The sequence below is a fragment of the Ancylobacter crimeensis genome (assembly GCF_023016805.1).
Lineage (GTDB): Bacteria > Pseudomonadota > Alphaproteobacteria > Rhizobiales > Xanthobacteraceae > Ancylobacter > Ancylobacter crimeensis.
Genome location: NZ_JALKCH010000007.1, coordinates 266,808 through 288,231, shown reverse-complemented (window position 1 = coordinate 288,231; position 21,424 = coordinate 266,808). Strand labels below are relative to the sequence as shown.

The 21,424-nt window shown below is 66.4% G+C and carries 21 protein-coding genes, 1 tRNA gene and 1 pseudogene; 10 read left to right on the top strand and 13 right to left on the bottom strand.

The annotated features are described in order from the left end of the window. Positions 1 to 894, bottom strand: a pseudogene (locus tag MWN34_RS13045) (IS3 family transposase); the annotation flags it as partial. 122 nt (positions 895 to 1,016) lie between these two features. Here MWN34_RS13045 and MWN34_RS13040 point away from each other — a divergent pair. The 3 genes from MWN34_RS13040 (at position 1,017) to MWN34_RS13030 (ending at position 2,398) form a co-directional block, all read left to right on the top strand. After that, positions 1,017 to 1,511, top strand: coding sequence for a hypothetical protein (locus MWN34_RS13040; protein ID WP_247029720.1), 495 nt, complete (start codon positions 1,017 to 1,019; stop codon positions 1,509 to 1,511). Between the two features lie 210 nt (positions 1,512 to 1,721). Continuing rightward, entirely contained in the window at positions 1,722 to 2,084 is a 363-nt protein-coding gene (locus MWN34_RS13035; protein WP_281502995.1) for a type II toxin-antitoxin system RelE/ParE family toxin, read from the top strand. Next, positions 2,081 to 2,398 carry a helix-turn-helix domain-containing protein gene (locus tag MWN34_RS13030; RefSeq protein ID WP_247029718.1) on the top strand — a complete coding sequence of 106 codons (318 nt, stop codon included), beginning with the start codon at positions 2,081 to 2,083 and terminating at the stop codon, positions 2,396 to 2,398. The genes MWN34_RS13035 and MWN34_RS13030 overlap by 4 nt, the downstream gene beginning before the upstream one ends. A gap of 258 nt (positions 2,399 to 2,656) precedes the next feature. Here MWN34_RS13030 and MWN34_RS13025 read toward each other — a convergent pair whose 3' ends face one another. Further along, positions 2,657 to 2,872, bottom strand: coding sequence for a hypothetical protein (locus tag MWN34_RS13025; protein ID WP_247029717.1), 216 nt, complete (start codon positions 2,870 to 2,872; stop codon positions 2,657 to 2,659). 266 nt (positions 2,873 to 3,138) lie between these two features. Between MWN34_RS13025 and MWN34_RS13020 the strand changes: the two genes are divergently transcribed. Both MWN34_RS13020 and MWN34_RS13015 read left to right on the top strand, forming a co-directional pair. After that, positions 3,139 to 3,495: a hypothetical protein gene (locus MWN34_RS13020; RefSeq protein ID WP_247029716.1), complete on the top strand. Its 357-nt coding sequence runs from the start codon at positions 3,139 to 3,141 to the stop codon at positions 3,493 to 3,495. 236 nt (positions 3,496 to 3,731) lie between these two features. After that, positions 3,732 to 3,941 carry a hypothetical protein gene (locus tag MWN34_RS13015; protein WP_247029715.1) on the top strand — a complete coding sequence of 70 codons (210 nt, stop codon included), beginning with the start codon at positions 3,732 to 3,734 and terminating at the stop codon, positions 3,939 to 3,941. A 620-nt stretch (positions 3,942 to 4,561) separates the two neighbouring features. Here MWN34_RS13015 and MWN34_RS13010 read toward each other — a convergent pair. The 11 genes from MWN34_RS13010 to fabG all read right to left on the bottom strand — a co-directional run bounded on the left by MWN34_RS13010 (position 4,562) and on the right by fabG (position 16,089). After that, a tRNA-Glu gene (locus tag MWN34_RS13010) sits at positions 4,562 to 4,636 on the bottom strand. Positions 4,637 to 4,742: 106 nt separating this feature from the next. Continuing rightward, the gene (locus MWN34_RS13005) at positions 4,743 to 5,432 is read right to left on the bottom strand and encodes a response regulator (protein WP_247029714.1); all 690 of its coding nucleotides are present in this window, start codon (positions 5,430 to 5,432) and stop codon (positions 4,743 to 4,745) included. Continuing rightward, positions 5,429 to 8,122 (bottom strand): sensor histidine kinase, encoded by a 2,694-nt coding sequence (locus tag MWN34_RS13000; RefSeq protein ID WP_247029713.1) that lies wholly within the window; start codon positions 8,120 to 8,122, stop codon positions 5,429 to 5,431. Before MWN34_RS13000 ends, MWN34_RS13005 begins: the two co-directional genes overlap by 4 nt. Before the next feature lie 6 nt (positions 8,123 to 8,128). After that, positions 8,129 to 8,695: a potassium-transporting ATPase subunit KdpC gene (kdpC, locus tag MWN34_RS12995; protein WP_247029712.1), complete on the bottom strand. Its 567-nt coding sequence runs from the start codon at positions 8,693 to 8,695 to the stop codon at positions 8,129 to 8,131. A gap of 2 nt (positions 8,696 to 8,697) precedes the next feature. Then, entirely contained in the window at positions 8,698 to 10,764 is a 2,067-nt protein-coding gene (kdpB, locus tag MWN34_RS12990; protein ID WP_247029739.1) for a potassium-transporting ATPase subunit KdpB, read from the bottom strand. A gap of 21 nt (positions 10,765 to 10,785) precedes the next feature. Continuing rightward, a complete protein-coding gene (gene kdpA, locus MWN34_RS12985; protein WP_247029711.1) occupies positions 10,786 to 12,495 on the bottom strand; it encodes a potassium-transporting ATPase subunit KdpA in 1,710 nt (569 codons plus the stop codon). Positions 12,496 to 12,510: 15 nt separating this feature from the next. Continuing rightward, positions 12,511 to 12,636, bottom strand: coding sequence for a K(+)-transporting ATPase subunit F (gene kdpF / locus MWN34_RS12980; RefSeq protein WP_247029710.1), 126 nt, complete (start codon positions 12,634 to 12,636; stop codon positions 12,511 to 12,513). 525 nt (positions 12,637 to 13,161) lie between these two features. Then, the gene (locus tag MWN34_RS12975) at positions 13,162 to 13,395 is read right to left on the bottom strand and encodes a hypothetical protein (protein ID WP_247029709.1); all 234 of its coding nucleotides are present in this window, start codon (positions 13,393 to 13,395) and stop codon (positions 13,162 to 13,164) included. A gap of 235 nt (positions 13,396 to 13,630) precedes the next feature. Further along, positions 13,631 to 13,870, bottom strand: a complete 240-nt coding sequence (gene rpsU, locus MWN34_RS12970) for a 30S ribosomal protein S21 (RefSeq protein WP_247029708.1) — start codon at positions 13,868 to 13,870, stop codon at positions 13,631 to 13,633. A 105-nt stretch (positions 13,871 to 13,975) separates the two neighbouring features. Beyond that, positions 13,976 to 15,157, bottom strand: a complete 1,182-nt coding sequence (locus MWN34_RS12965) for a GGDEF domain-containing protein (protein ID WP_247029707.1) — start codon at positions 15,155 to 15,157, stop codon at positions 13,976 to 13,978. A gap of 152 nt (positions 15,158 to 15,309) precedes the next feature. Then, on the bottom strand, positions 15,310 to 16,089 hold the full coding sequence (gene fabG / locus MWN34_RS12960; RefSeq protein ID WP_247029706.1) for a 3-oxoacyl-ACP reductase FabG: 780 nt from the start codon (positions 16,087 to 16,089) through the stop codon (positions 15,310 to 15,312). A 273-nt stretch (positions 16,090 to 16,362) separates the two neighbouring features. On the opposite strand from fabG, the gene MWN34_RS12955 reads away from it, so the two are divergent. From MWN34_RS12955 to MWN34_RS12935, 5 genes are all read left to right on the top strand, one after another. Next, on the top strand, positions 16,363 to 17,526 hold the full coding sequence (locus tag MWN34_RS12955; RefSeq protein ID WP_247029705.1) for an ABC transporter substrate-binding protein: 1,164 nt from the start codon (positions 16,363 to 16,365) through the stop codon (positions 17,524 to 17,526). Between the two features lie 160 nt (positions 17,527 to 17,686). After that, the gene (locus MWN34_RS12950) at positions 17,687 to 18,787 is read left to right on the top strand and encodes an ABC transporter ATP-binding protein (RefSeq protein WP_247029704.1); all 1,101 of its coding nucleotides are present in this window, start codon (positions 17,687 to 17,689) and stop codon (positions 18,785 to 18,787) included. Positions 18,788 to 18,797: 10 nt separating this feature from the next. Further along, positions 18,798 to 19,727 (top strand): ABC transporter permease, encoded by a 930-nt coding sequence (locus MWN34_RS12945; protein WP_247029703.1) that lies wholly within the window; start codon positions 18,798 to 18,800, stop codon positions 19,725 to 19,727. A 3-nt stretch (positions 19,728 to 19,730) separates the two neighbouring features. Continuing rightward, positions 19,731 to 20,543, top strand: coding sequence for an ABC transporter permease (locus MWN34_RS12940; RefSeq protein ID WP_247029702.1), 813 nt, complete (start codon positions 19,731 to 19,733; stop codon positions 20,541 to 20,543). Next, complete coding sequence (locus MWN34_RS12935; protein ID WP_247029701.1) at positions 20,540 to 21,373, top strand: DeoR/GlpR family DNA-binding transcription regulator; 834 nt, start codon at positions 20,540 to 20,542, stop codon at positions 21,371 to 21,373. Before MWN34_RS12940 ends, MWN34_RS12935 begins: the two co-directional genes overlap by 4 nt. Positions 21,374 to 21,424: the final 51 nt, after the last annotated feature.

Here is a 21,424-nt window from a genome sequence, read left to right as displayed (position 1 = left end):
TCGGCTGCGATCAGCAGGCCGGTGAACTCGCGGCTGGTGAACTGCGAGCCCTGGTCGGTATTGAAGATATCCGGCTTGCCGAAGCGGGCCATGGCGTCCTCGACCGCCTCGATACAGAAGGCGGTGTCCATCGTGATCGAGAGCCGCGAGGCCAGAACCTTGCGGCTGAACCAGTCGACGACAGCTGCGAGGTAGACGCAGCCCCGCGCCATCGGGATGTAGGTAATGTCCATCGCCCAGACCTGATTGGGACGCGTCACCGGCAGCTTACGCAGCAGGTAGGGGAAGATCGCGTGCCCCGGCATCCGTTTCGAGGTCCTCGGCCTGCGATAAAGCGCCTCGACCCCCATGCGCTTCATCAGCGTGGCGACGTGCAGGCGCCCTGCGACATGACCCTCGGCATTGAGAAGGCCCTGCAACATGCGGCTGCCGGCGAAGGGATATTCCAGGTGCAGGGCGTCGATCCGGCGCATCAGGGCCAGATCGGCAGCCGGAACCGAGCGAGGCAGATAGTAAACACTGCCTCGACTGATCCCCAGAACCTTCGCCTGCCGGTTGAGCGGCAGGTCATGATGGCGGTCGATCATCGCTTTGCGCTCAGAAGGCCGGCCTTCTCGAGCGCGCCGGACAAAAATCATTCTCCAGCGTCAGCTCCCCGATCTTCGCATGCAGCGTCTTCACGTCGACCGTCGGAACCGGCGCTGCGGCCTTCGCCTCGCCGTCGAACACGCCCGCTGCCCCATCGAGGAGCTGATTGCGCCATTGCGTGATCTGGTTCGGATGCACATCGAACTGCTGCGCCAGCTCGACGATCGCCTTCTCGCCCCGCACGGCTGCAAGGGCCACCTTCGCCTTGAAGGCCGGCGTATGGTTCCGCCGCGGTCGTTTCGCCATGGTCTCTCCTGTCGCGGCCATCATGCCGCCTTCAGGCAGAAACTCCACTTATCCGACCTGTCCAAATTTCCCGAGCCAGCTCTCAGTTCCGCGTCTTCGTGGCAGGGGCGCATTCCAAGCAGATGCTCCACCAGCTCCATATGTGGGACCGGGAGAGCCTCACGACCTTCCTGGCGACCTATATGGGCGGCATGATGGGCCACATTGCGCAGACCCTCGCGGTGTCCCCGAGCCTGTCCGAGAAGCAGCTTGAGGACCGCCTTTCGGTCAAGAGCATCGCCCTTGGGGCCTTCCAGCGCACCGGCATGTCGGGCCTTATCCCGATGCTGGTGGACACCTCCCTGATGCCGTTCGGCATCCGGGGCTTCAACAGCCGCACCACGAGCCAGCCCACGGACATCTTCGCGAACCCGACAACGGGCCTTCTCGACGACACGCGGGAGGCCATCAGCGCCATCGCCCGGCCGTGGGTGGAGAACCGGCAGATGTCCAAGGCCGAGGTGAAGGCCATCGTCCGGCCGATCATCTGGCAGAACACGTTGCCGGTGCTGTACCTCCTCGGGCTGATGTCGCAGGGCCGCCCGGAGTTCGCGCCAAAGTCTCAGGGAGCGCACTGAGGTCGGACAGGAGGCGGACGTAGAGGTGGTATGAACAAAGACCCCAAGGCGGTGTTTAGGCGCTGCCTTGGGGGTCTTGGCGTCTCTGCGTGCGTAGCCGTTGTCAGTTTCTCAAGAGGGTGCTTCCTTGTGCCCCTCGGGAGCGCCGCTACCGGAGGATGCCTGGAACGGAACCATTGACTAACTGCGTACTTTACGTAGTATGCATATATGCATTGCGTATCGCAGACGGCAGCTTTCATCCGGCAGGCGAACGAGGCCGGGATGACCGAGGACGAGGTGGAAGACCTCGTAAATTTCCTTGCCAACAATCCAGATGCCGGCGACCCCATAGCGGGCACTGGAGGGTGCCGCAAGTTGCGATGGGCAGGCAGGGGTAAGGGGAAGAGCGGAGGTTATCGAACCATCACCTTCTATTCGGGGACGGAGATTCCGGCCTTCCTACTTGCTGCCTTCTCCAAGGGGGAAAAGGTCAACCTATCCAAGGCGGAACGTAACGCGTTGGCAACAATGACAAAAAGGCTACTCGAAGCCTATACGGATCGAGTTGTGGATGTTGGAGCACGGTCATGAGCACGAAGGCGTTTGACAAGATTGCAGAAGGACTTGCTGAGGCTACCGCCATTGCCCGTGGCGAAGCGGAGCACGCAAAGCTCTTCGTGCCGGCTGAGATGGACGTTCGTGCCATCCGCACGGGCCTTGGCATGTCGCAGGATGGTTTTGCCACGATGTTCGGTTTCACCGTCCACCAAATCCGGCAGTGGGAGCAGGGCCGCTCCCGTCCGCTTGGAGCGGTGCGGGCCTTCCTTCTTCTGATCCAGACTCATCCTTCTGAAATCATGGGCATGCTTCGAGAGGTGTCCCGAGACGCGCGCAAGGTCGCCTAACTGGAGCGGGATGGCTGGCGCCTTGCTCAACCAAGCTGGCACTACATAGATGGCGCGCGCGGCCTCATAAGGGTGTCCGTTTCCCGAAAGGGAGCTACGTGCCAAGGGGACCTCAGGGTCCCCTTTGATCTTTGAGGATGGCAGTTCATTTCTAGCCTGTTGTGCGCGCTAGTAATGTACCTCAGCGAAACGCACGTCCCCACAACAGGGTGACCATAGACGCCTTCACCCCGACAATCGGCCCCTCCCGCCAGAGCCTCAGCATGTCCGCCACGGATGGGCCGGCTTCTCGAATGTCTGGGCCCCGAGGCCGTCATGGCAGAGGCAATGGTAGCGTCCGGCCATCTCGTTCACTCGCTGCATGCGCATGAGGCGGGAACCGGGAAACACCTCTTCCAGCCATTGATCCGGCACGGTAAGGCTCATGCCCGCCTCCAGCCGGCACAGCAGCCTCGCCAAGTCTTCGCCTTCCAAGCGGGCCTCCATGCCTTGGTGGGGTTGAATGGTGGGAGGCTAGGGTCTCGCCGGGAGCGGCTCAAGGGTGGGCGTGAGGCTTCCGCAAGGGTGTCGTTTGACGCACTTTAAGATACCTTATTAAGTAACGGATATTTATGGAAAAAATATGCCGGCGTGTCTGAATTGAAGGAAGCGGCGCGCACCCCCCGGTGGGCGCACGGAATGGCTCGGGCGGGTGGCCGAGCTGGAAACCCTGTTCCATCGCGGGCATCTGGTGGTCGCGGATGAGCGATGGCAACCGTGTCCTCCTCCAGCGCGAAGACTTCGACGCCAGCGATGGCAGGGCTGTTCCCGCCTTCGAGAAGGCAACCTTCCTCACCCGTGCCGGCCTTGATGAGGTCGTGGCCAATGCCGCCGCCAAGAAGGTGAAGGCGTTCGGGCCATGGATGGTCAACCTCATGGAGAACGGGGTGCAGACCAAGGGGAAGGCGAAGGCTGAAACGCAGGGGCCTGTTGCGTCCATTGAGGGTGCCATTGAAGCGGCTTCCATCATGCCGACCAGCTCCCGCGCCGTCACGGAGCGGACGCTCACCTACGGCCTGCCGAAGCCGCCCGAGGGCTATCCTTGGGATGAGGATTGAGGCGGGCCTCAGGGGGTCGGCAGGGGGCTCCCACGGCAACTAGAACGTTTGAAGAACATCCTCGTATGTTCGCTTGAGGGGATGTCAGGAATCTATCCCCTTTAGATCCCCTGAAATCCCACCCAATCCGCCCTTGGAGCCATCGCTCGGGGCACTTCACCGTCATTCAACGCGGCCCCTTGCACGCCGCCTAGACCCGCCTTGTGCCAATCGCACCGGGAACGGAGACACACGCCTTGATCTACACGGAAGAAATCCTCGACCGCCGCACCGGAGAGACGGTCACCCTCGACAAGGGGAACTGGATCACGGTGACGGAGTTCGGGGCGGCCATGGGTGTTGGCCCTCGCAAGGTCCGCACGGTGTTGCGTGAGCTGGACTTTGTCGGCGTTGAGGGTGGCGGAACCTATCAGCGCCACCGCATATCGCCTTGGGCCATCCGGTAGGGCCTCGGCAGACGGATCGAGCCGAGTAAGAGGGGAGCCCGTCCCTTCGATGTCATCAGCCCGGAAGGGCAGGGATGGCTTCGTGAACGGTGGTCGTCGGCACTGAAAGGGCTCGACAGGCGAACGGAAAGACCACCCGTTGCGGTGGCTGGAGCGGCCCTGAAGGCGTTTCAGGTGTCCCGTGGGCGGGAGGATATGCCGGTTCAGGAGGCCGTATGCTGGCCGTGCGACCACTTCCCGTGTCTCGATCAGGAGGACATGGCGGCCGTTCTGGAGGTCAGCCAGCAACTCGTGAGCCGGTATCAGGGTATCCGTGAGAAGCAGCTCAGAGAGAGGCGATGCGTGGGGGAGATGGACATGGAAGGTCGGATCACCGGCCCGAAGGGTGTCATTTGAGACCCTGTTGTGGGGACCTGCGTTTCGCTGAGGTACATTACTAGCGCGCACAACAGGCTGGAAAATGGATCGGTGGAATGAAAGCCCTGTCCCATCCGACGACCCTGCGCAGGCTCAGCCTAACCAGGCTGGGGTCCAAAGCTGGGGTTCAATTGGGGTCCATGTTCATTTTTCTGTCACTGATTGGTCAATTAAATCAATGACATACAGAAGCGAACAATGGCTGGCGCGCCCTAGGGGAGTCGAACCCCTCTCTCCACCGTGAAAGGGTGGCGTCCTAACCGATAGACGAAGGGCGCGCAGGCAGGGCGCTTATAGGTGGTGCCGGGCCCGGGCACAAGTCGCTTTGAAGCTTTCCACATCCCCTTGTCGCGGGCAGCCCCTACACGCGGCTCGCCTCAGGTCTCACTCCTCTTCGGCGAAGCGGTAGCCGACGCCGGGCTCGGTGCGGATGATGGCCGGTCGCGCCGGGTCGCGCTCGATCTTCTGGCGCAACTGGCCGATGAAGACGCGCAGATAATGCAGGTCCTCGCCATGGGCCGGTCCCCAGACCGAGGTCAGAAGCGTGCGGTGCGTGACAACGCGGCCGGCGTGGCGGGCCAGCAGTACCAGGAGGTCGTATTCCTTCGGCGTCAGCTTCACCGGCGCGCCGTCTCGGCTCACGAGGCGGCGCAGCGTGTCGATCTCCAGCCCGTCCATGCAGACCCGCTCGCTGCCTGCTTCCTGCCGCAGCTTGTGGCGCAGCGCCGCGCGGATGCGGGCGGTGAGCTCGCCGATGCCGAACGGCTTTTCGATATAGTCGTCCGCGCCGAGGTCGAGCGCGGCGATCTTTTCCGATTCCCGGTCGCGGGCGGAGAGGATGATGATCGGCACCTGGGACCAGCCGCGCAGCTGCGCCACAACCTCCTTGCCGTCCATGTCCGGCAGGCCGAGATCGAGGATGATCACGTCCGGCGCCAGCGTCGCCGCCGCCTTCAGCGCCGCGGCGCCCGTCGCAGCCTCCACCACGTCATAGCCAGCGGCGCCGAGCGCCGGGCGCAGGAAGCGCTGGATCTGCGGCTCATCGTCCACCACCAGGATGCGGTCGGCATTCATGGGCTGCATGCCTCCGGCGTCTCGGGCGGCGAAACCGGGAAGCGCATCACGATCCCCGTGCCGCGCCGGTTTTCCACGGGGCTTTCGGCGGTGATGGAGCCGCCCATCGCCTCCACGAATCCACGGGCGATGGACAGCCCCAACCCGGTGCCGGGCGCCCGACCATCCGGCCCGCCGCGGCGGAAGAACTTCTCGAACACCGCTTCGAGATCCTCCGCCGGCAGACCGGGGCCCCCATCCGTCATGGAGAGCACGAGCTGCCCGCTCTCCATCCGCGCGAGGATGCGCACGGGCGCGCCGGCGGCGTATTTGGCGGCGTTGTCGATGAGATTGAACAGCACCTGCCCCAGCAGCACGCCATCGCCGCGCAGCAGGGGCAGATCCGGCGCGATGGCTGTCTCGACGGCGAGGTCGGGAAAATAGCGCGCGCCCCGCTCCACCGCGGCGCGGATGACGTCGCCCACGTCCAGCCAGTCGCGCGTCGCATCGAGTGTGCCCGCCTCGATGCGAGTCATGTCCAGCAGGTTCGCGACGAAACGGCTGAGGCGGCTGCTTTCCTCCTCGATGGTCAGCAAGAGGTCGTCACGGCTCTCTGGGCTCATCCGCGTGCCGAGCTGGCGCAGGCTGGTCACCGCCCCGGTGATGGTGGCGAGCGGGGTGCGCAGATCATGCGAGATGGAGGAGAGCAGGGCGGCGCGCAGCGTGTCGCCCTGGAGACGCGCCGCCTGGGCGATGCTCTCCTGCGCAAGCCGCGCCCGGTCGATCGCGACCGCCGCCTGGTCCATCACCGCGAGCAGCATCCGCTCCGACAGCGCATCGACCGGGCCGGCATCCCACCGCAGCCCGCACACCCCGATCACCCCATGCGGACTGGTGAGCGGGCGGAACTGGTAGGGGCTTGCCGGCAGCGTGCCGGTGTCGTGGCCGGCCGGTTCGCGATGGCTGAAGGCCCAGCGGGCGGCGGTCAGGTCGGAGACGTCGAGTTCCGCATCGGGCGGCCAGGCCGCAGCGAGCGCCAGCTCGCCGGCCTCGGAGGGAGTAAGGAACACGGCGGCACGGCCGAAGCTTTCGTGAAGCTGCGAGACCGAGGCCCACAGCACGTCCTCGGTGCGCGCGGTGCCGGAGAGCTTGCGGGCGAAATCATAGAGCGACTGCACCACGATGGCGCGGCTGAGCGCGGTGCGGGCCTGCTCGCGCACGCGGGAGGCAAGTCCCCCGGCAATCAGCGCCGCAAGCAGGAAGATGACGAAGGCGAACACCTCGTGCGGCGAGGCGATCGTGAAGGTGTAGAGCGGCGGGATGAAGAAAAAATTATAAGCCAGGCCCGACAGTACCGCCGCCAGCAGCGCCGAGGCGTAGCCCGCCCGGATCGCGGCCACGACGACGGCGAGCAGCAGCAGCAACGAGACATTGGAGAGCGGCACCACCTGCTCGATGCCGAGCCCCGTCAGCGTCGCGCCGGCAACCGCGAGGCAGGCGACACATGCTGCCAACAGTCGCGGCATCCAGTCCTGCCGGCGCGTGCGGCGGGGCGGGCGGGGTTCGGCGCTGCCGGTAACGAGATGGAGCCCGATGCCGGCAGCCTGCGCGGCGAGTTCATCGGCCAGGGAGGGGCGCAGGCGGAACAGGCGTCGTCGTGTCGTAGGAACGCCAAGCACGATCTGGGTCGCGTGCTCCCGGCGGGCGAGTTTCAGGAGTTCGGCGACGAAATCGCTGGCGATAAGCCGCCGGGTCTGTGCGCCCAGCGTCTCGGCGAAGCGGAACAGTGCCTCGATGCGCCCGGGATCGGCCGGATCGGAGGGCTCGCGATCGGCCCGCTCCAGCGAGACGACGAGCCAGGGCGCGTTGAGGCCGGAGGCGATACGGCTCGCGGTGCGCACCACCTTCTCGGACAGGGTGTCCGGCCCGACGCACACGATGAGCCGCTCGGAGGCGGCCCACACGCCCTCGATCGCGTGGCTCTTCAGATAGTCGACGACATCGTCGTCCACCCGGTCGGCGGTGCGGCGCAGGGCGAGTTCGCGCAGCGCGGTGAGATTGCCGAGCCGGAAGAAGCGCTCCGCCGCGCGCCGGGCGCTGTCGGGCAGGTAGACCTTGCCCTCCTTAAGCCGCGCGATCAGCTCTGCCGGCGGTAGGTCAACCAGCACGATGTCGTCGGCCTTGCTCAGCAGCAGGTCCGGCACGCGCTCCTGCACCCGCACGCCGGTGATGTCGGCGACCACGTCGGTCAGGCTTTCGAGGTGCTGGATGTTGAGCGCGGTCCACACGTCGATGCCGGCCGTGAGCAGTTCCTCGATGTCCTGGTGGCGCTTGGGGTGGCGCGAGCCTTCGGGATTGGAGGCCGCGAGTTCGTCCACCACCAGCACGCGGGGATGGCGCGCAAGGGCGGCGTCGAGGTCGAACGCCTCGATCATCCGCCCCCGATAAGCGACGTGCCGACGCGAAAGGGTCTCCAGCCCGTCGAGCAGTTGCGCCGTTTCGCTGCGGCCATGGGTTTCGGCAAGGCCCACCGCCACGTCGACGCCCTGCGCGCGCAAGGCGCGGGCGCGGGAGAGCATGGCGAAGGTCTTGCCGACGCCGGGCGCCGCGCCGAGGAAGATCGTCAGCCGCCCGCGCCCCTCCGGCCGGTTCGCGGCCAGCAGGCTGTCAGGGTCGGGCCGGGTCTCGTCTCGGGCGGCGTTGGCAACCATCGTGCGTCAGGTCTTCAGCGCGTCGAGCGCGATGTTGAGCTTTAGCACGTTCACGCGGGGCTCGCCGATGAAGCCGAACAGCCGTCCTGCGGCATGGCGGGAGACGAGGCCGGCGACGTCGGCTTCCGGCAGCCCGCGGGCTTTCGCCACCCGCGCCACCTGTGCGGCGGCGAAGGCCGGCGAGATGTCCGGGTCAAGCCCGGAGCCGGAGGTGGTTGCCGCATCCTCCGGAATCGGCGTCGCGATGCCTGCCGCCGTTAGCCGCTCGACCTCGCCCGCCACCCGCTCGCGCAGCTTCGCGGAGGTGGGACCGAGATTGGAGCCGCTGGAGGAGGAGGCGTCATAGGGCGTGCCGGTCGCGGACGGCCGCGGCCAGAAATAGCGATCGGACGCAAAGGCCTGGCCGATCAGGGCGGAGCCGATGACGATGCCGTCCTTCCGGATCAGGCTGCCACCGGCCGCGGCCGGCATGAGCGCGCGGGCGGCGCCGGTGATGGCCAGCGGATAGGCGAGGCCGAGGAGGAGGGTGAAGAGCGCCGTCAGCACGACGGCGGGACGAAGCTGCCTGAGCATGATCACACCAGATGAAGGGCGCTGACGGCGAGGTCGACGAGCTTGATGCCGATGAAAGGCAGGGCGATGCCGCCGAGCCCGTAGACCAGCAGGTTTCGGCGCAGCAACGCTGCCGCGCCGACCGGGCGATAGGCAACGCCCTTCAGCGCCAGCGGGATCAGCGCCACGATGATGAGCGCGTTGAAGATAACCGCCGACAGGATCGCCGATTGCGGCGAGGCGAGGCCCATGACGTTGAGCGTCCCGAGCGCGGGATAGGTGGCGACGAACAGCGCCGGGATGATCGCGAAATACTTCGCTACGTCATTGGCGATGGAGAAGGTGGTCAGCGAGCCGCGCGTCATCAGCAATTGCTTGCCGATCTCCACGATCTCGATGAGCTTGGTCGGGCTTGAATCGAGGTCCACCATGTTCGCGGCCTCGCGCGCGGCCTGCGTTCCGGTCTGCATGGCAACGCCGACGTCGGCCTGGGCGAGGGCGGGGGCGTCGTTGGTGCCGTCGCCGCACATGGCGATGAGGCGGCCGCCCTCCTGCTCCCTGCGGATATAGGCGAGCTTGTCCTCCGGCGTCGCCTGGGCGAGGTAGTCATCGACACCGGCTTCCGAGGCGATGGCCGCGGCGGTGACGGGGTTGTCGCCGGTCACCATCACGGTGCGGATGCCCATGGCGCGCATCCGGGCGAAACGCTCCTTGATGCCCGGCTTCACCACGTCCTTCAGGTGGATGACGCCGAGCAGCCGGTCGCCCTCGCATACGCCGAGCGGCGTGCCCCCGGTGCGGGCGATGCGGTCCACCGCCTGCCGGAATTCCGGCGGTGCCACCGCGGGATCGATGCCGACGAAGCGCAGCACCGCGTCCACCGCACCCTTGCGCAGGCGGCGCCCGTCGATATCGACGCCGGACAGGCGGGTTTCGGCGGCGAAGGGGATAACCACATCTGGTGCCGTCGCCGGGGTAGGCACACCATATTCGCCATTGGCGAGCGCGGCGATAGAGCGCCCTTCCGGCGTTTCGTCGCCGAGGCTCGCCAGCAGCGCGGCTTCCGCGAGACGATGCGGGTCGATGCCCGGCACCGACTGGAAGTCGGTCGCCATGCGGTTGCCGAAGGTGATGGTGCCGGTCTTGTCGAGCAGCAGGGTGTCGACATCGCCCGCCGCCTCCACCGCTCGGCCCGAGGTGGCGATCACGTTGAAGCGCACCAGCCGGTCCATGCCGGCGATGCCGATGGCCGAGAGCAGGCCGCCGATGGTTGTCGGGATCAGCGTCACCAGCAGCGCCGCGAGCACCGTGACCGACAGCACCGTACCGGAATAACCGGCGAGACCCCACAGGGTGACGATCGCAATGAGGAAGATGAGAGTGAGTCCAGTGAGGAGGATGGTGAGTGCAATTTCGTTCGGCGTCTTCTGCCGCTTCGCGCCCTCGATGAGCGCGATCATCCGGTCGACGAAGGAGGAGCCCGGCGCCACGGTGATGCGGATGCGGAGCTGGTCCGACAGCACCATCGTGCCTCCGGTGACGGCAGACCGATCGCCGCCGGATTCCCGGATGACGGGCGCCGACTCGCCGGTGATGGCGCTCTCGTTCACCGAGGCAACGCCTTCCACCACCTCGCCGTCGCCGGGGATGAGTTCGCCGGCTTCCACCAGCACCAGGTCGCCGATGCGCAGGACGGTGGCGGGGATGGTCTCGATCGTGCGGCCATCCGCGCCGAGCCGGCGGGCGGAGAGTTCGGAGCGGGCCCGCTTCAGGCTGTCCGCCTGAGCCTTGCCGCGGCCTTCCGCCACCGCCTCGGCGAAGGTCGCGAACAGCACGGTGAACCACAGCCACGCGGCGATCTGGCCGGAAAAGCCGGCGCCGCTGCCGCTCGCGAGGTCGCGCAGGAAGAAGAGGGTGACCAGCGCCGCCACCACCTCGGTGACGAAGATGACCGGGTTCCGCACAAGCTGGCGCGGATCAAGCTTCACGAAGGCGGAGCCGATCGAGGACACGATGATCGCCGGATCGAGCAGCCCGGGCCGTCGCACGCCTTCCGGCGCATCGGACACGGCATGGGTATGGGAGGGCATGGAGGACATGGGGATGTCTCTTCAGAAGGTAGTGCCGGCCAGCATCGCGAAATGTTCGACGATGGGTCCGAGCGCCAGCGCGGGGAAGAACTGCAACCCGCCGAGAATGAGGATGATGCCGATGAGCAGGCCGACGAAAAGCGGCGTGTGGGTGGGGAAGGTGCCGGTCGAGGCCGGGCTCTTCACCTTAGCCGCGATCGAGCCGGCGATGGCCATGACCGGCACCACATAGGCGAAGCGGCCGAGCAGCATGGCGAGGCCGAGCGTCGTGTTGTACCAGAGGGTGTTCCCCGACAGGCCGCCAAAGGCCGAGCCGTTGTTGCCGGTCGCGGAGGTGAAAGCATAGAGGATCTCGGACAGGCCGTGCGGGCCCGGCGTACCGATGCTCGCCACCGCCGCCGGAAGCATCGCCGAGACTGCGCTGAAGCCGAGGATCGCGACCGGCAGGATGAGCACCGCCAGCATGGCGTATTTCATCTCGCGGCCATCAATCTTCTTGCCGAGGAATTCCGGCGTGCGCCCCACCATGAGGCCGGCGACGAAGACCGCGAGCAGGGCGAAGACCACGAGACCGTAAAGCCCCGAGCCGGTGCCGCCCGGCAGGATTTCGCCGAGCTGGATGAGGAACATCGGCACCAGCCCGCCGAGCGGGGTGAGGGAGCCGTGCATGGCATTGACGCCGCCATCGGAGACGCCGGTGGTGACAGCGGCGTAAAGCGCGCTGCCGGCCATGCCGAAGCGGATCTCCTTGCCCTCCATGTTGCCGGCGGCGGCATCGAGGCCGAGCTCGTCGAGGATCGGGTTGCCGGCGCTCTCCGCCCAGTAGACCGCGCCGACACCGGCGATGAGCAGGATGGCGATGGTCGCGAGGAAGGCCCAGCCCTGCCGGCGCTCGCCCGTCATCTGGCCGAAGCTGTAGGTGAGCGCGGCCGAAATCACCAGCATGGCGAAGATGTTGAGGAGGCTTGAGAGCGCGGTGGGGTTCTCGAAGGGATGGGCGGCATTGGCGTTGAAGAAGCCGCCGCCATTGGTGCCGAGCTGCTTGATCGCCTCCTGGCTCGCGACCGGGCCGAGCGAGAGCACCTGCCTGCCGCCTTCCAGCGTGGTCGCGGTGGCGGAAGCGTCCAGCGTCTGCGGCAGGCCGAGCGCGACGAAGGCCAGCGCCACGACGATGGCGAGCGGCAGCAGCACATAGAGATTGGCGCGGGTGAAATCGACCCAGAAATTGCCGAGCGTCGCTGCTTTCGAGCGGGCGAAGGCCCGTGTCAGCGCCACCGCCAGCGCGATGCCGGTGGCGGCGGAAAGGAAGTTCTGCACGGTGAGCCCGGCCATCTGGCTGAAATGGCTCATCGTCGCTTCGCCGGCATAGTTCTGCCAGTTGGTATTGGTGACGAAGCTCACCGCCGTGTTGAAGGCGAGGTCCGGCGCCACATTGCCGAAGCCCTGCGGGTTGAGCGGCAGGAAGGCCTGCAACCTCAGGATCGCGTAAAGCAGCACGAAGCCGGCGATGGAGACGGCCAGCATGGAGAGGGTATAGGCGAGCCAACCCTGCTCCTTGCGTTCATCGACGCCCGCGAGCCGGTAGAAGCCGGCCTCGACCGGCCGGAGCAGGGGGGACAGGAAGGTGCGTTCGCCGGTGAAGACGCGGACCATGTGGAGGCCGAGCGGCTTCACCGCCGCGAGCACGGCGAGGAACAGGGCTGCGATCTGCAGCCATCCGATGAAGGTCATGTGAAAAGGGCTCCCTCAGAACCGCTCGGGCTTGAGAAGCGTGACGACGAGATAGGCGGCGAGGCACACCGCGACGACGAGGCCGAGAAGCGGCTCGATCATGACGCGGCCCTCAGCCGAGCCGCGCCAGCGCCCGCGCATAGACGGCGAGGACGAGGAGCGAGGCGATGCCGGTGAACAGAAAGACGATGTCCGCCATGGGCGGTTCTCCTGACGCTGTTGGTACGGACCGGAATGGGCCCGAAGCGCGTCAAGGGTCGATGCCGAAGGAGCGGCGCGGGGGTAAGGAAAGCATAAAGGCCCACGGGAGGCCTGCGCGGCGATGCCCTGCACAGGTGAGCACCATGCCTTCACCCCGCGCCAGGGGCGGCGGAGAGGAAACCGCATTGGGAACGGTAGGCCGGATCAGGACGGGGGACCGTCGGCGGCGGGAAAGGGTCGATTCCAGAATTTGCTTGGGGGAAGCGCAAGGCGGCGCAGGCGATGCGACCGCGGGATGAATCGGATGACGTGGCGAGGCCAGGCGGTCGAGGCCGATCGTATGTGCGTCGGCGGCATCCGCCCGCGGGCGCCGTTCCGGGCGGCGCTGGCAAGTGCTCGGGAGCGTTTTTCGTCGGGGAGAAGCCACCGGCGGGCATGAGGGCCCGCCGGCTGGCGTCGCGTGCGTCAGGCCGCAGCGCCGGCGGCGGTGGCACGGTGGGAGGCGGCCTTGCGGGGCGCGCTGCTCTGTTCGGCTTCCTGCTTCATCCGGGCTTCCCGCAGACGCGCGATCTTGGCATCGCGCGCGGCCGCTTCCTTGTCGATGATCTCCTGCGCGGCGTTGTAGATCGCCTCGCGCTTGGCATCGCTGGCGCTGAGCCGCGGCGTGAAGGGCGTGTCACGGGCGGGTGCGTTGGGCATGAGCTTCTCCTTCAAAGAAAAAGGCCGGGCACGCCCGGCCTTTCATGTTCGACGATGTGTCGAGGCGTGAAACCTGCCTGCCGCTTAGCGGGACAGCCGGAGACCGGTTCGTGAAGGAACCTTCCACCAGGCATGAGAGAACGGCAGCAGGTCATTGAAATCCTGATTAACTTCCCGGGCAATGCGAAATGTCCTCAAGAGGGTCATGTCGCCATCGGGATGGCAGGACAGTCGATCAGCGGGTGCCGGCCGGCTTCTTCTTGGCAGCCGGGATCAGCCCTTCGCGCTGCGCCTGCTTGCGGGCCTGCTTGCGGGCGCGGCGCACAGCCTCCGCCTTTTCGCGAACCCGGCGCTCGGAGGGCTTCTCATAGGAGCGGCGCGCCTTCATCTCGCGGAAGACGCCTTCACGCTGCAGTTTCCGCTTCAGCGCCCGGAGCGCCTGATCGACATTGTTCTCGCGTACGATGACCTGCAATTTCTATCCTATCCTGACCGCTTCAGCGGCAATTGGTTTTGGGTAGACCGGTCTCATTACATAGGCGTTTGCGCAGATATTTCCACCCCCGCTAGGGCGGGACTGTCACGTTTCTGACGCAACACCTTGATGCAGCGGCATATTCGGCCATGCCACCCGATAGCGGTCGCGCCCCGCCGCCTTGGCATCGTACAGCGCACGGTCGGCACGCCGCATGGCGTCCGCCATCGTTTCGCCGGCTTCCACCAGAGCGATCCCGAAACTCGCGGTCAGCCGGAATTCGTCCTCCTGCCAATCGTGCCGCGTGGTCGCCGCGACCTGCCGGATCTCCTCGACATAGAGCGTTACGTCGTCGAGACGCACATCCTTCAGCAGAATGCAGAACTCTTCGCCGCCGATCCGGCCGCACAGGCCTCGGGCGCCGGTGCGCAGCAGCAGCACGGCGCCGAAATGGCGGATCACGTCGTCGCCCGCGGCGTGGCCATAGGTGTCGTTGATCGACTTGAAATGGTCGAGATCGCACATCACCAGCGCGCAACGGTCGCCGCCCGCGCCGAGGACGCGGCGCGCCCGTTCCAGAAAGGCGGCACGGGTCAGCACGCCGGATAGCTCGTCCCGCTCCAGCCTGCGGGCATTCTCGGCCAGCACCTCCGTCACCAGAAGGCCGACGAGGCTTGCACCCAGCATAAGGGAGAGGATGCCGCCGGCCGTCTGCGAATAGCGAATATAGGAGCTGGTGAGATAGGCCCGCACGCTGACGGCGGAGTCCAAGGCGGGGATGAGCACCGCCTTCGTCGCGAATTGCAGGGCGCACAGCGCCAGCACGAAGGCGAGGATGAGGTCGATCGCCCGCCGCGGCGAATGGCGCAGGACGACGACCGCCGCACCAGCCAGCACGACGGCGAAGGGAAGCTGGTAGGCGAGGGCTTGCGCCCAGCCGCCGCGCGGCAGATCGACGATGAAGAGGCCGTTGACGGCGGCATAGGCAAGGCCGATGCCCGCAATCCAGCCGACCCGCGCATCCGGCTGGTAGTGACGCAGCAGCCCCGCCGCGATCAGCAGGAGCGAGGCGAGCAGCAGGCCGAAGGAGAGCGTCGACACCACCCGCACCGAGGCGATGCCCTGCGCCAGAGCCTCCACGCTCACCGCCCCCGCCGCCGCAACGAATCCGGCCGCGCACCAGCGCCCGAGCCCGAGGCCGGAACGCGCGGTTATGCCGAGGAAGGTCCCGGCGAACACGACGCCGATCGCCAGGTTGATCAGCAGCAGGAAGGTCGCGTCACCCATCAGGATCCTGGAAGCCGAAGCCGGGAACCCATCTCCCGGCTTCAGGAAATGGGCGAGCCCTTCTGGACTAGCGTGATCGGCCGGTTTCTCAAGACCTATATGCGGGTGCGGATCATAAAAATGGTGCAGCGCAGGGAGAGCGTGGATTTCCGTCAGGGCCCGCCCATCTCGTCCAGCGCCATGGGCGATTCCGGCAGGATCTGGCCGCCGTCGATCGAAAGCCCCTGGCCGGTGATGTAGCCGGCCTCGTCCGAGGCGAAGAACAGCGCCGCATTGGCGATGTCGAACACGCTGCCGAGCTTCTTCATCGGAACGCAGGCGGCGGTCGAGGCGATATAGGCCTCCCCCATGCCGTCCATGCCTTCGGTGTGGATGTTGCCGGGCATCACGGCGTTGACCGTGATGTTCCACGGCGCCAGCTCGATCGCCGCGGTGCGCATGAAGCCGAGCTGGCCGGCCTTGGAGGCGCCGTAATGCGACCAGCCCGGGAAGCCGGTGATCGGGCCGGTGATGGATGAGGTGAGCACGATGCGCCCCTTCTTCTGCGCCTTCATGGCCGGCAGCACCGCGGAAACGGACAGGAACGTGCCCTTCAGATTGGTGTCGATGACATGGTCGAAATCGGCCTCGGTCATCTCGCCGAGCTTCGCCGCGGGGAAGATGCCGGCATTGGCGCAGAGCACGTCGATCGCGCCGTAGCGCTCCAGCGCCGCGGCGGCCATGGCGAAGGTGTCGTCCGTCTTGGTGACGTCGGCGGCGAAGGCCGAGGCGTTGGCGCCGATCTCGCCCGCCACCTTCTCGGCCTCGGCGAGGGTGCGGCTGACAACGAGCACGTTGAGCCCGGCCTGCCCGAAACGCAGCGCGATGCCGCGCCCTATTCCCTTGCTGGCGCCCGTGACGATGACGGTCTTGCCCGTGAGCGGCGTGAACATGGAAAGCGGCTTCCCTGAAAAGCGTTCTGGATCCGTGGTGATGAGGCAGGTCGTGGCCCGCGCCCCGCTGATATGACGAAATGTTGGGCTGCCTGACTTTTCAGCAGGGTGCGATGCCAATTTGATGTTGTAAAGCCAAAAACCGCATGTTTAGGTTCCAACATAATTCCACATCTGAACCACAGCGCAGCCTTCGACGCATGGCACCCGCGTGTCGTCGCGACAGGCAGGAGCGCGGGAACCACAGGGGATCGGGCTATGGCGGGCAGGGGGATGACGGGCGTGTACGGACCGGGGCTTTCGCGGCGCTCGCTGCTCAAGGGCATGGCCGCGGGGGCGGGGGCGATGGCCGCCGGTCCGCTCTTTTCCGGCAGCGCCTTCGCGGCGCGCGAGAAGGAGCTGAACATCCTGTGCTGGGAGGGCTACAACTCCGCGCAGGTGCTGGACCCGTTCCGCGCCAAAACCGGCGCCACGGTGAAGGCCGAGAGCCTGACCAACGACCCGACCATGATCAACCGGCTGCGCGCCGGCGAGATCAACACGTGGGATCTGATCAACGTCAACAATCCCTGGGCACGCAAGGTGATGCTGCCCGAGAAGCTGATCAAGCCGCTGCCGAAGGAACAGTTCGAGCCGTTCTTCGCCAAGATGCTGCCCTCGTTCAAATGGCCCTACAAATGGGCGATGAGCGACGACGGCAGCGAGCTGATCGGCATGGTGCAGCGCTTCGGGCCGTACAGCTTCGTGGTGAATACCGACAAGATCAGCCGCAAGACCGCCGAGGACACCGGCTGGAACCTGTTCAACGATCCGGCGCTGGCCGGCAAATACGGCATCCTCGAATCCGACGACTGGAACGTGTTCGGCATCTTCATCGTGGCGGGCATCGACCCGTTCAAGGTCCACACGCCGGAGGAAATGGCGACATTCGACGAGACCGCCAAGCGGGTCTTCAAGGGGGCGAAGCTGATCGGCGACATCGCCTCGATGAACCAGGCGCTGATTTCCGGCGAGATCGACCTGCACCTCACCGGCGGCACCTATTCGGTTTCGCCGGCGCGGGCCGACGGCCATCCCAATTTGCGCGCCATCACCCCGCTGAAGGGCCCGCTCACCGGCGGAAAGGGCGGCATCTCGTGGATCGAGGTGACGTCCACGGTCAACAACCCGCAGCTTTCCCCGCTGGCGCTGGACTTCCTGAAATATGTGCAGGCGCCCGAAGTGGCGCACACCGTCGCCTTCGCAGAAGGCACCTTCAATCCGGTGGCGCAGATGGGCAATCCCGACTGTTTCAAGCTGTTCACCAAGGAAGAGCTGGACGCCATCCAGTGGGACAGCCTCGAAGAGGAGATGGCCCGCTCGGTCGAGTACGACATCGTGCCGGACTACGACAAGGCGCTGGACATCATGAACGCGGCCAAGCGGTTGCGCGGATGAGGCGCCGGCGCGGGCAGGGGGGCGGAACGCTCCCCGCCCGGCAGCCCGCGCTCCTTCTCAGCGGCCGGCTCGGGGGACACCGCGTCTCTTGCCTTTCGTCTCTCCGCCTTTCGTGTCCTGCCGTTGAACGCTCTTGCCTGATGCCGACAGGAAGGCCCGCATGCTCCAGACCATGACCGCTCCCGCCGCCGAGGCGCAGCCCCGGCCGATCCTGCAACTGGTCGGGGTGCGCAAGACCTTCGGCCGCTTCGCCGCGGTGGAGAGCATCGACCTCGATGTGCGCGAAGGCGAGTTCCTGACCATCGTCGGGCCGTCTGGCTCCGGCAAGACGACGCTGCTGCGCATGCTCGCCGGCATGGACACGCCGAGCGAGGGCTACATCACCCTGCGCGGCGAGCTCATCAACGACATGCCCGCCAACAGGCGGCCGACCTGCCTCGTCTTCCAGTCGCTGGCGCTGTTTCCCCACAAGAGCGTGGGCGAGAACATCACCTTCCCGCTCAAGGTGAAGGGCGTCTCCGCCGCCGCCCGCAAGGCCCGCGCGCTGGAACTGATGAAGGTGGTGCGGCTGCCGCCCGACTATTTCGACAAGAACGTGATGAAGTGCTCCGGCGGCGAGCGCCAGCGTGTCGCCCTGGCCCGCGCCTTCGCCTATGACCCGCAGGTGCTGTTCTTCGACGAGCCGCTCTCCGCGCTCGACTACAAGCTGAAGAAGGCGCTGGAGAAGGAGCTGAAGGACCTGCACCGCGAAACGGGCAAGACCTTCATCTACATCACCCATTCGCTGGAGGAAGCGATGGTGATGAGCGACCGCATCGGCGTGATGCGCGCCGGCCGGCTGGTGCAGGTGGGCACGCCGGAGGAGATCTACGGCGCCCCGGTCGACCGCTTCGTGTCGGAGTTTGTCGGCGAGGTGAACACCATCAAGGTGAAGCGCGACGGCGAAGAATGGCGGGGCGTGGACGTGGACGGCCGCTTCACCCTTCGTCCGCCGGCCGATGGTGCGGCGCTCGGCGAGGCCTTCGTCGTGGTACGGCCGGAATATATGCGCTTCCTCAAGGAGGGCGACACCGCCGACAACCGCCTCACCGGCACGGTCTACAATGAATATTCGCTCGGCTCGCGCATCCAGTACCAGATAAGGGTCGGCGAGAAGGTGATGCTGGTGGAGCTGTCGCGCGCCCGTGCGCTTCCGCCCGGCAGCGACCCGGTGGTGACGATCGGCTGGGATGCCGCCGATGCCTTCACCCTTGCCGGCTGAGGGGAAGAGGATGGCCGACCTCGCCCACACTGAGACGCAACCCCGCGCGCTCGCCCACGCGCCGGAAGGCATGGACGGCGTGCGTCATGCGCGCCGCCTCTCGGTCGGCGCCCGCTGCGCACTGCCGGTGGCGGTACTGCTCGGGCTCGGCTTCCTCGCGCCGCTGGTGGCGATCCTCGCCTATTCCTTCGCCACGCCGCGCAGCTTCGATGTGTTCCGCTCCTTCACGCTCGCCAATTTCGCCACGCTGTTCGATCCGTCGAATACGGTGTGGGTGTCCTTCGTCTGGTCCTGCGGCTTCGCGCTGTTCACCGTCGCGCTGCTGGCGGTGATCGCCTATCCGATCGCCTACGGGCTGAACATGGTGTTCGGCCGCTATGCCGGTTTCGTCAGCGTGCTGTTCGTGTTCCCGCTCTTCGTATCGGAGAACGTCCGGCTCTATGGCTGGGTGCTGTTCTTCATCAAGAACGGCGTGCTCGACGGGACGCTGAAATGGCTCGGCCTGCCCGGCGGACCGGAGGTGCTCTACACGCCCGGCATCACCCTGTTCGGCATGCTCTACACCTATCTGCCCTTCATGCTGTTTCCCATGACCCTCGGCCTCGCCCTGGTGCCGCGCGATCTGGTGGATGCGGCACGCGACCTGGGCGCCGGGCGGCTCTTCATCTGGCGCGAGATCGAGTTGCCGCTCGCCATGCCGGGCATTCTCATCGGCATGCTGCTGACCTTCGTGCTCGCCATCGGCGCGACGGCGGAGGCGAAGATCCTCGGCGGGCAGTCGGTGATCGTGATTTCCCACGACATCGAGATCGCCTTCACCTATTCGCAGAACTGGCCGCTCGGCTCGGCGCTGGCGGTGGTGGTGACGGCCTTCATCGGCGTGCTGATCCTCTACGTGCTCTCCCGCCTCGACCTCGACCGCATGCTGGGGAGACGCTGAGCCATGGCGACGTCGCTCATCCGGAAGCAGAAGCGGACCAACGCCCTGATCTGGGGCTGGACGGCGTTCGTGCTCGTTATCGTCTACCTGCCGATCCTGTGCGGGGCGCTGGCGAGCTTCAACAAGAGCCGCTATTTCGGCTTCCCCATCAAGACCTTCTCGACCGACTGGTGGGACAAGACGCTGGCCTCGTTCGAGATCGGCATGATCGTGAAGACCTCGATCCTGATCGCGCTGGTCGTCACCGTGCTTTCGGTGGTGATCGCCACCTTCGGCGCGCTCGCCTTCGCCCGCTACGACTGGACGGGGAGGCGGCTCTACCAGAAGCTCATCATCCTGCCGATCTTCTTCCCCCAGCCGGTGCTCGGCCTCGCGCTGCTGCTCGGCTTCAACGCGGTGGGCATCCAGACCTCGTGGATGACGGCAGCCTTCGCCCATCTCGTGTGGATCGTGCCCGTGGTGACGCTGGTGATCGCCATCCAGGTCTATGGCTTCGACCCCGCACTGGAAGAGGCGGCCTATGACCTCGGCTGCTCGCGCATCCAGGTGTTCCGCGAGGTGACGCTGCCGCTGCTGTGGCCGGGCATCTGGTCGGGCATGCTCTTCGCCTTCTTGCTGTCGTGGAGCAACTTCCCGCTCTCACTCTACACGGCGGGTGCTGACTCAACGATCCCGAAATGGCTCTATGCCAAGATGGTGGCCGGCTATACCCCCATGGTGCCTGCGCTCGGGACCATGGCGACGCTGGGCGCGGCGGTGTTGCTGCTCGGCGGCGGCCTCGTCGGCCTGCTCGCCCGGAGGCGTCGTCCGGCATGAGCGATCATTCCGCCACCATCGCGGCGCCCAAGGGCCGGCGCGCGAGGCTGGACAAGCCCGCGCGGCAGGAGCGCATCCTTGCCGAGATGCGCGCCAGCGCGACGCTGCGCGTCGGTGATCTGGCCGCCGACCTGTCGGTCTCGACCGAGACCATCCGGCGCGACCTGTTCGAGCTTCAGGAGCGCGGGCTCATCAACCGCACCTATGGCGGTGCGGTGCGCCCGCTCGCCTCCGAACCGGCCGTGACCGAGCGCCACCGCATGATGGTGGCCGAGCGCGAGGCGATCGCCGCACGCACGGTCCGGTTCATCGAGCCGCAGGAGGTCATCGCCATCGGTGCCGGCGCCACCACCACCCATGTCGCCCGGCGAATGGCGGCGGAGTGCCGGAACATCACCGTCATCACCCATTCCTTCTCCGTGGCGACGGTGCTGGCGCCGAACCCGACCATCGAGATCATCATGTGCCCGGGCCGCTACAATGCGCGCGAGGGCATGATGGTGGGGGTGGAAACCATCGAGTTCCTGCAGAACTACAACGTCAACCGGGCGATCCTTGGCGTCTCCGGCATCACGGCGGAAGGGCTCGCCGATGCCGAGGCGCCGGCGGCCTGGGTCTATAAGGCAATGATGAACCGGGCGGCGGAGACCATCATCGTCACCGACCACAGCAAGTTCGACATACCCTCGCTCGCCATCTGGGCGCGCGTGCCCGACATCCATCGCCTCGTCACCGACACCCCGCCCGGCGGCGCGCTCGCGCGCGCGTTGCAGCGCGCGCAGGTCGAGGTGACGGCAACCTCCCGCCAGGCCGGGGAGGGCGCGCGATGAGCCTGTTTCCTGAAGGGGCGTCCCGCCGCCCGGTCCCGACGAAGCACCGAT

Excerpts from the sequence above, each read along its gene's own strand:
- MWN34_RS13040 (WP_247029720.1), top strand. The coding sequence starts at position 1,017 with ATGCTCCACCAGCTCCATATGTGGGACCGGGAGAGCCTCACGACCTTC.
- MWN34_RS13035 (WP_281502995.1), top strand. The coding sequence starts at position 1,722 with ATGCATTGCGTATCGCAGACGGCAGCTTTCATCCGGCAGGCGAACGAG.
- MWN34_RS13030 (WP_247029718.1), top strand. The coding sequence starts at position 2,081 with ATGAGCACGAAGGCGTTTGACAAGATTGCAGAAGGACTTGCTGAGGCT.
- MWN34_RS13020 (WP_247029716.1), top strand. The coding sequence starts at position 3,139 with ATGAGCGATGGCAACCGTGTCCTCCTCCAGCGCGAAGACTTCGACGCC.
- MWN34_RS13005 (WP_247029714.1), bottom strand. The coding sequence starts at position 5,432 with ATGAATGCCGACCGCATCCTGGTGGTGGACGATGAGCCGCAGATCCAG.
- MWN34_RS13000 (WP_247029713.1), bottom strand. The coding sequence starts at position 8,122 with ATGGTTGCCAACGCCGCCCGAGACGAGACCCGGCCCGACCCTGACAGC.
- kdpC (WP_247029712.1), bottom strand. The coding sequence starts at position 8,695 with ATGCTCAGGCAGCTTCGTCCCGCCGTCGTGCTGACGGCGCTCTTCACC.
- kdpB (WP_247029739.1), bottom strand. The coding sequence starts at position 10,764 with ATGCCCTCCCATACCCATGCCGTGTCCGATGCGCCGGAAGGCGTGCGA.
- kdpA (WP_247029711.1), bottom strand. The coding sequence starts at position 12,495 with ATGACCTTCATCGGATGGCTGCAGATCGCAGCCCTGTTCCTCGCCGTG.
- kdpF (WP_247029710.1), bottom strand. The coding sequence starts at position 12,636 with ATGCGCGGGCGCTGGCGCGGCTCGGCTGAGGGCCGCGTCATGATCGAG.
- MWN34_RS12975 (WP_247029709.1), bottom strand. The coding sequence starts at position 13,395 with ATGCCCAACGCACCCGCCCGTGACACGCCCTTCACGCCGCGGCTCAGC.
- MWN34_RS12965 (WP_247029707.1), bottom strand. The coding sequence starts at position 15,157 with ATGGGTGACGCGACCTTCCTGCTGCTGATCAACCTGGCGATCGGCGTC.
- fabG (WP_247029706.1), bottom strand. The coding sequence starts at position 16,089 with ATGTTCACGCCGCTCACGGGCAAGACCGTCATCGTCACGGGCGCCAGC.
- MWN34_RS12955 (WP_247029705.1), top strand. The coding sequence starts at position 16,363 with ATGACGGGCGTGTACGGACCGGGGCTTTCGCGGCGCTCGCTGCTCAAG.
- MWN34_RS12950 (WP_247029704.1), top strand. The coding sequence starts at position 17,687 with ATGCTCCAGACCATGACCGCTCCCGCCGCCGAGGCGCAGCCCCGGCCG.
- MWN34_RS12945 (WP_247029703.1), top strand. The coding sequence starts at position 18,798 with ATGGCCGACCTCGCCCACACTGAGACGCAACCCCGCGCGCTCGCCCAC.
- MWN34_RS12940 (WP_247029702.1), top strand. The coding sequence starts at position 19,731 with ATGGCGACGTCGCTCATCCGGAAGCAGAAGCGGACCAACGCCCTGATC.
- MWN34_RS12935 (WP_247029701.1), top strand. The coding sequence starts at position 20,540 with ATGAGCGATCATTCCGCCACCATCGCGGCGCCCAAGGGCCGGCGCGCG.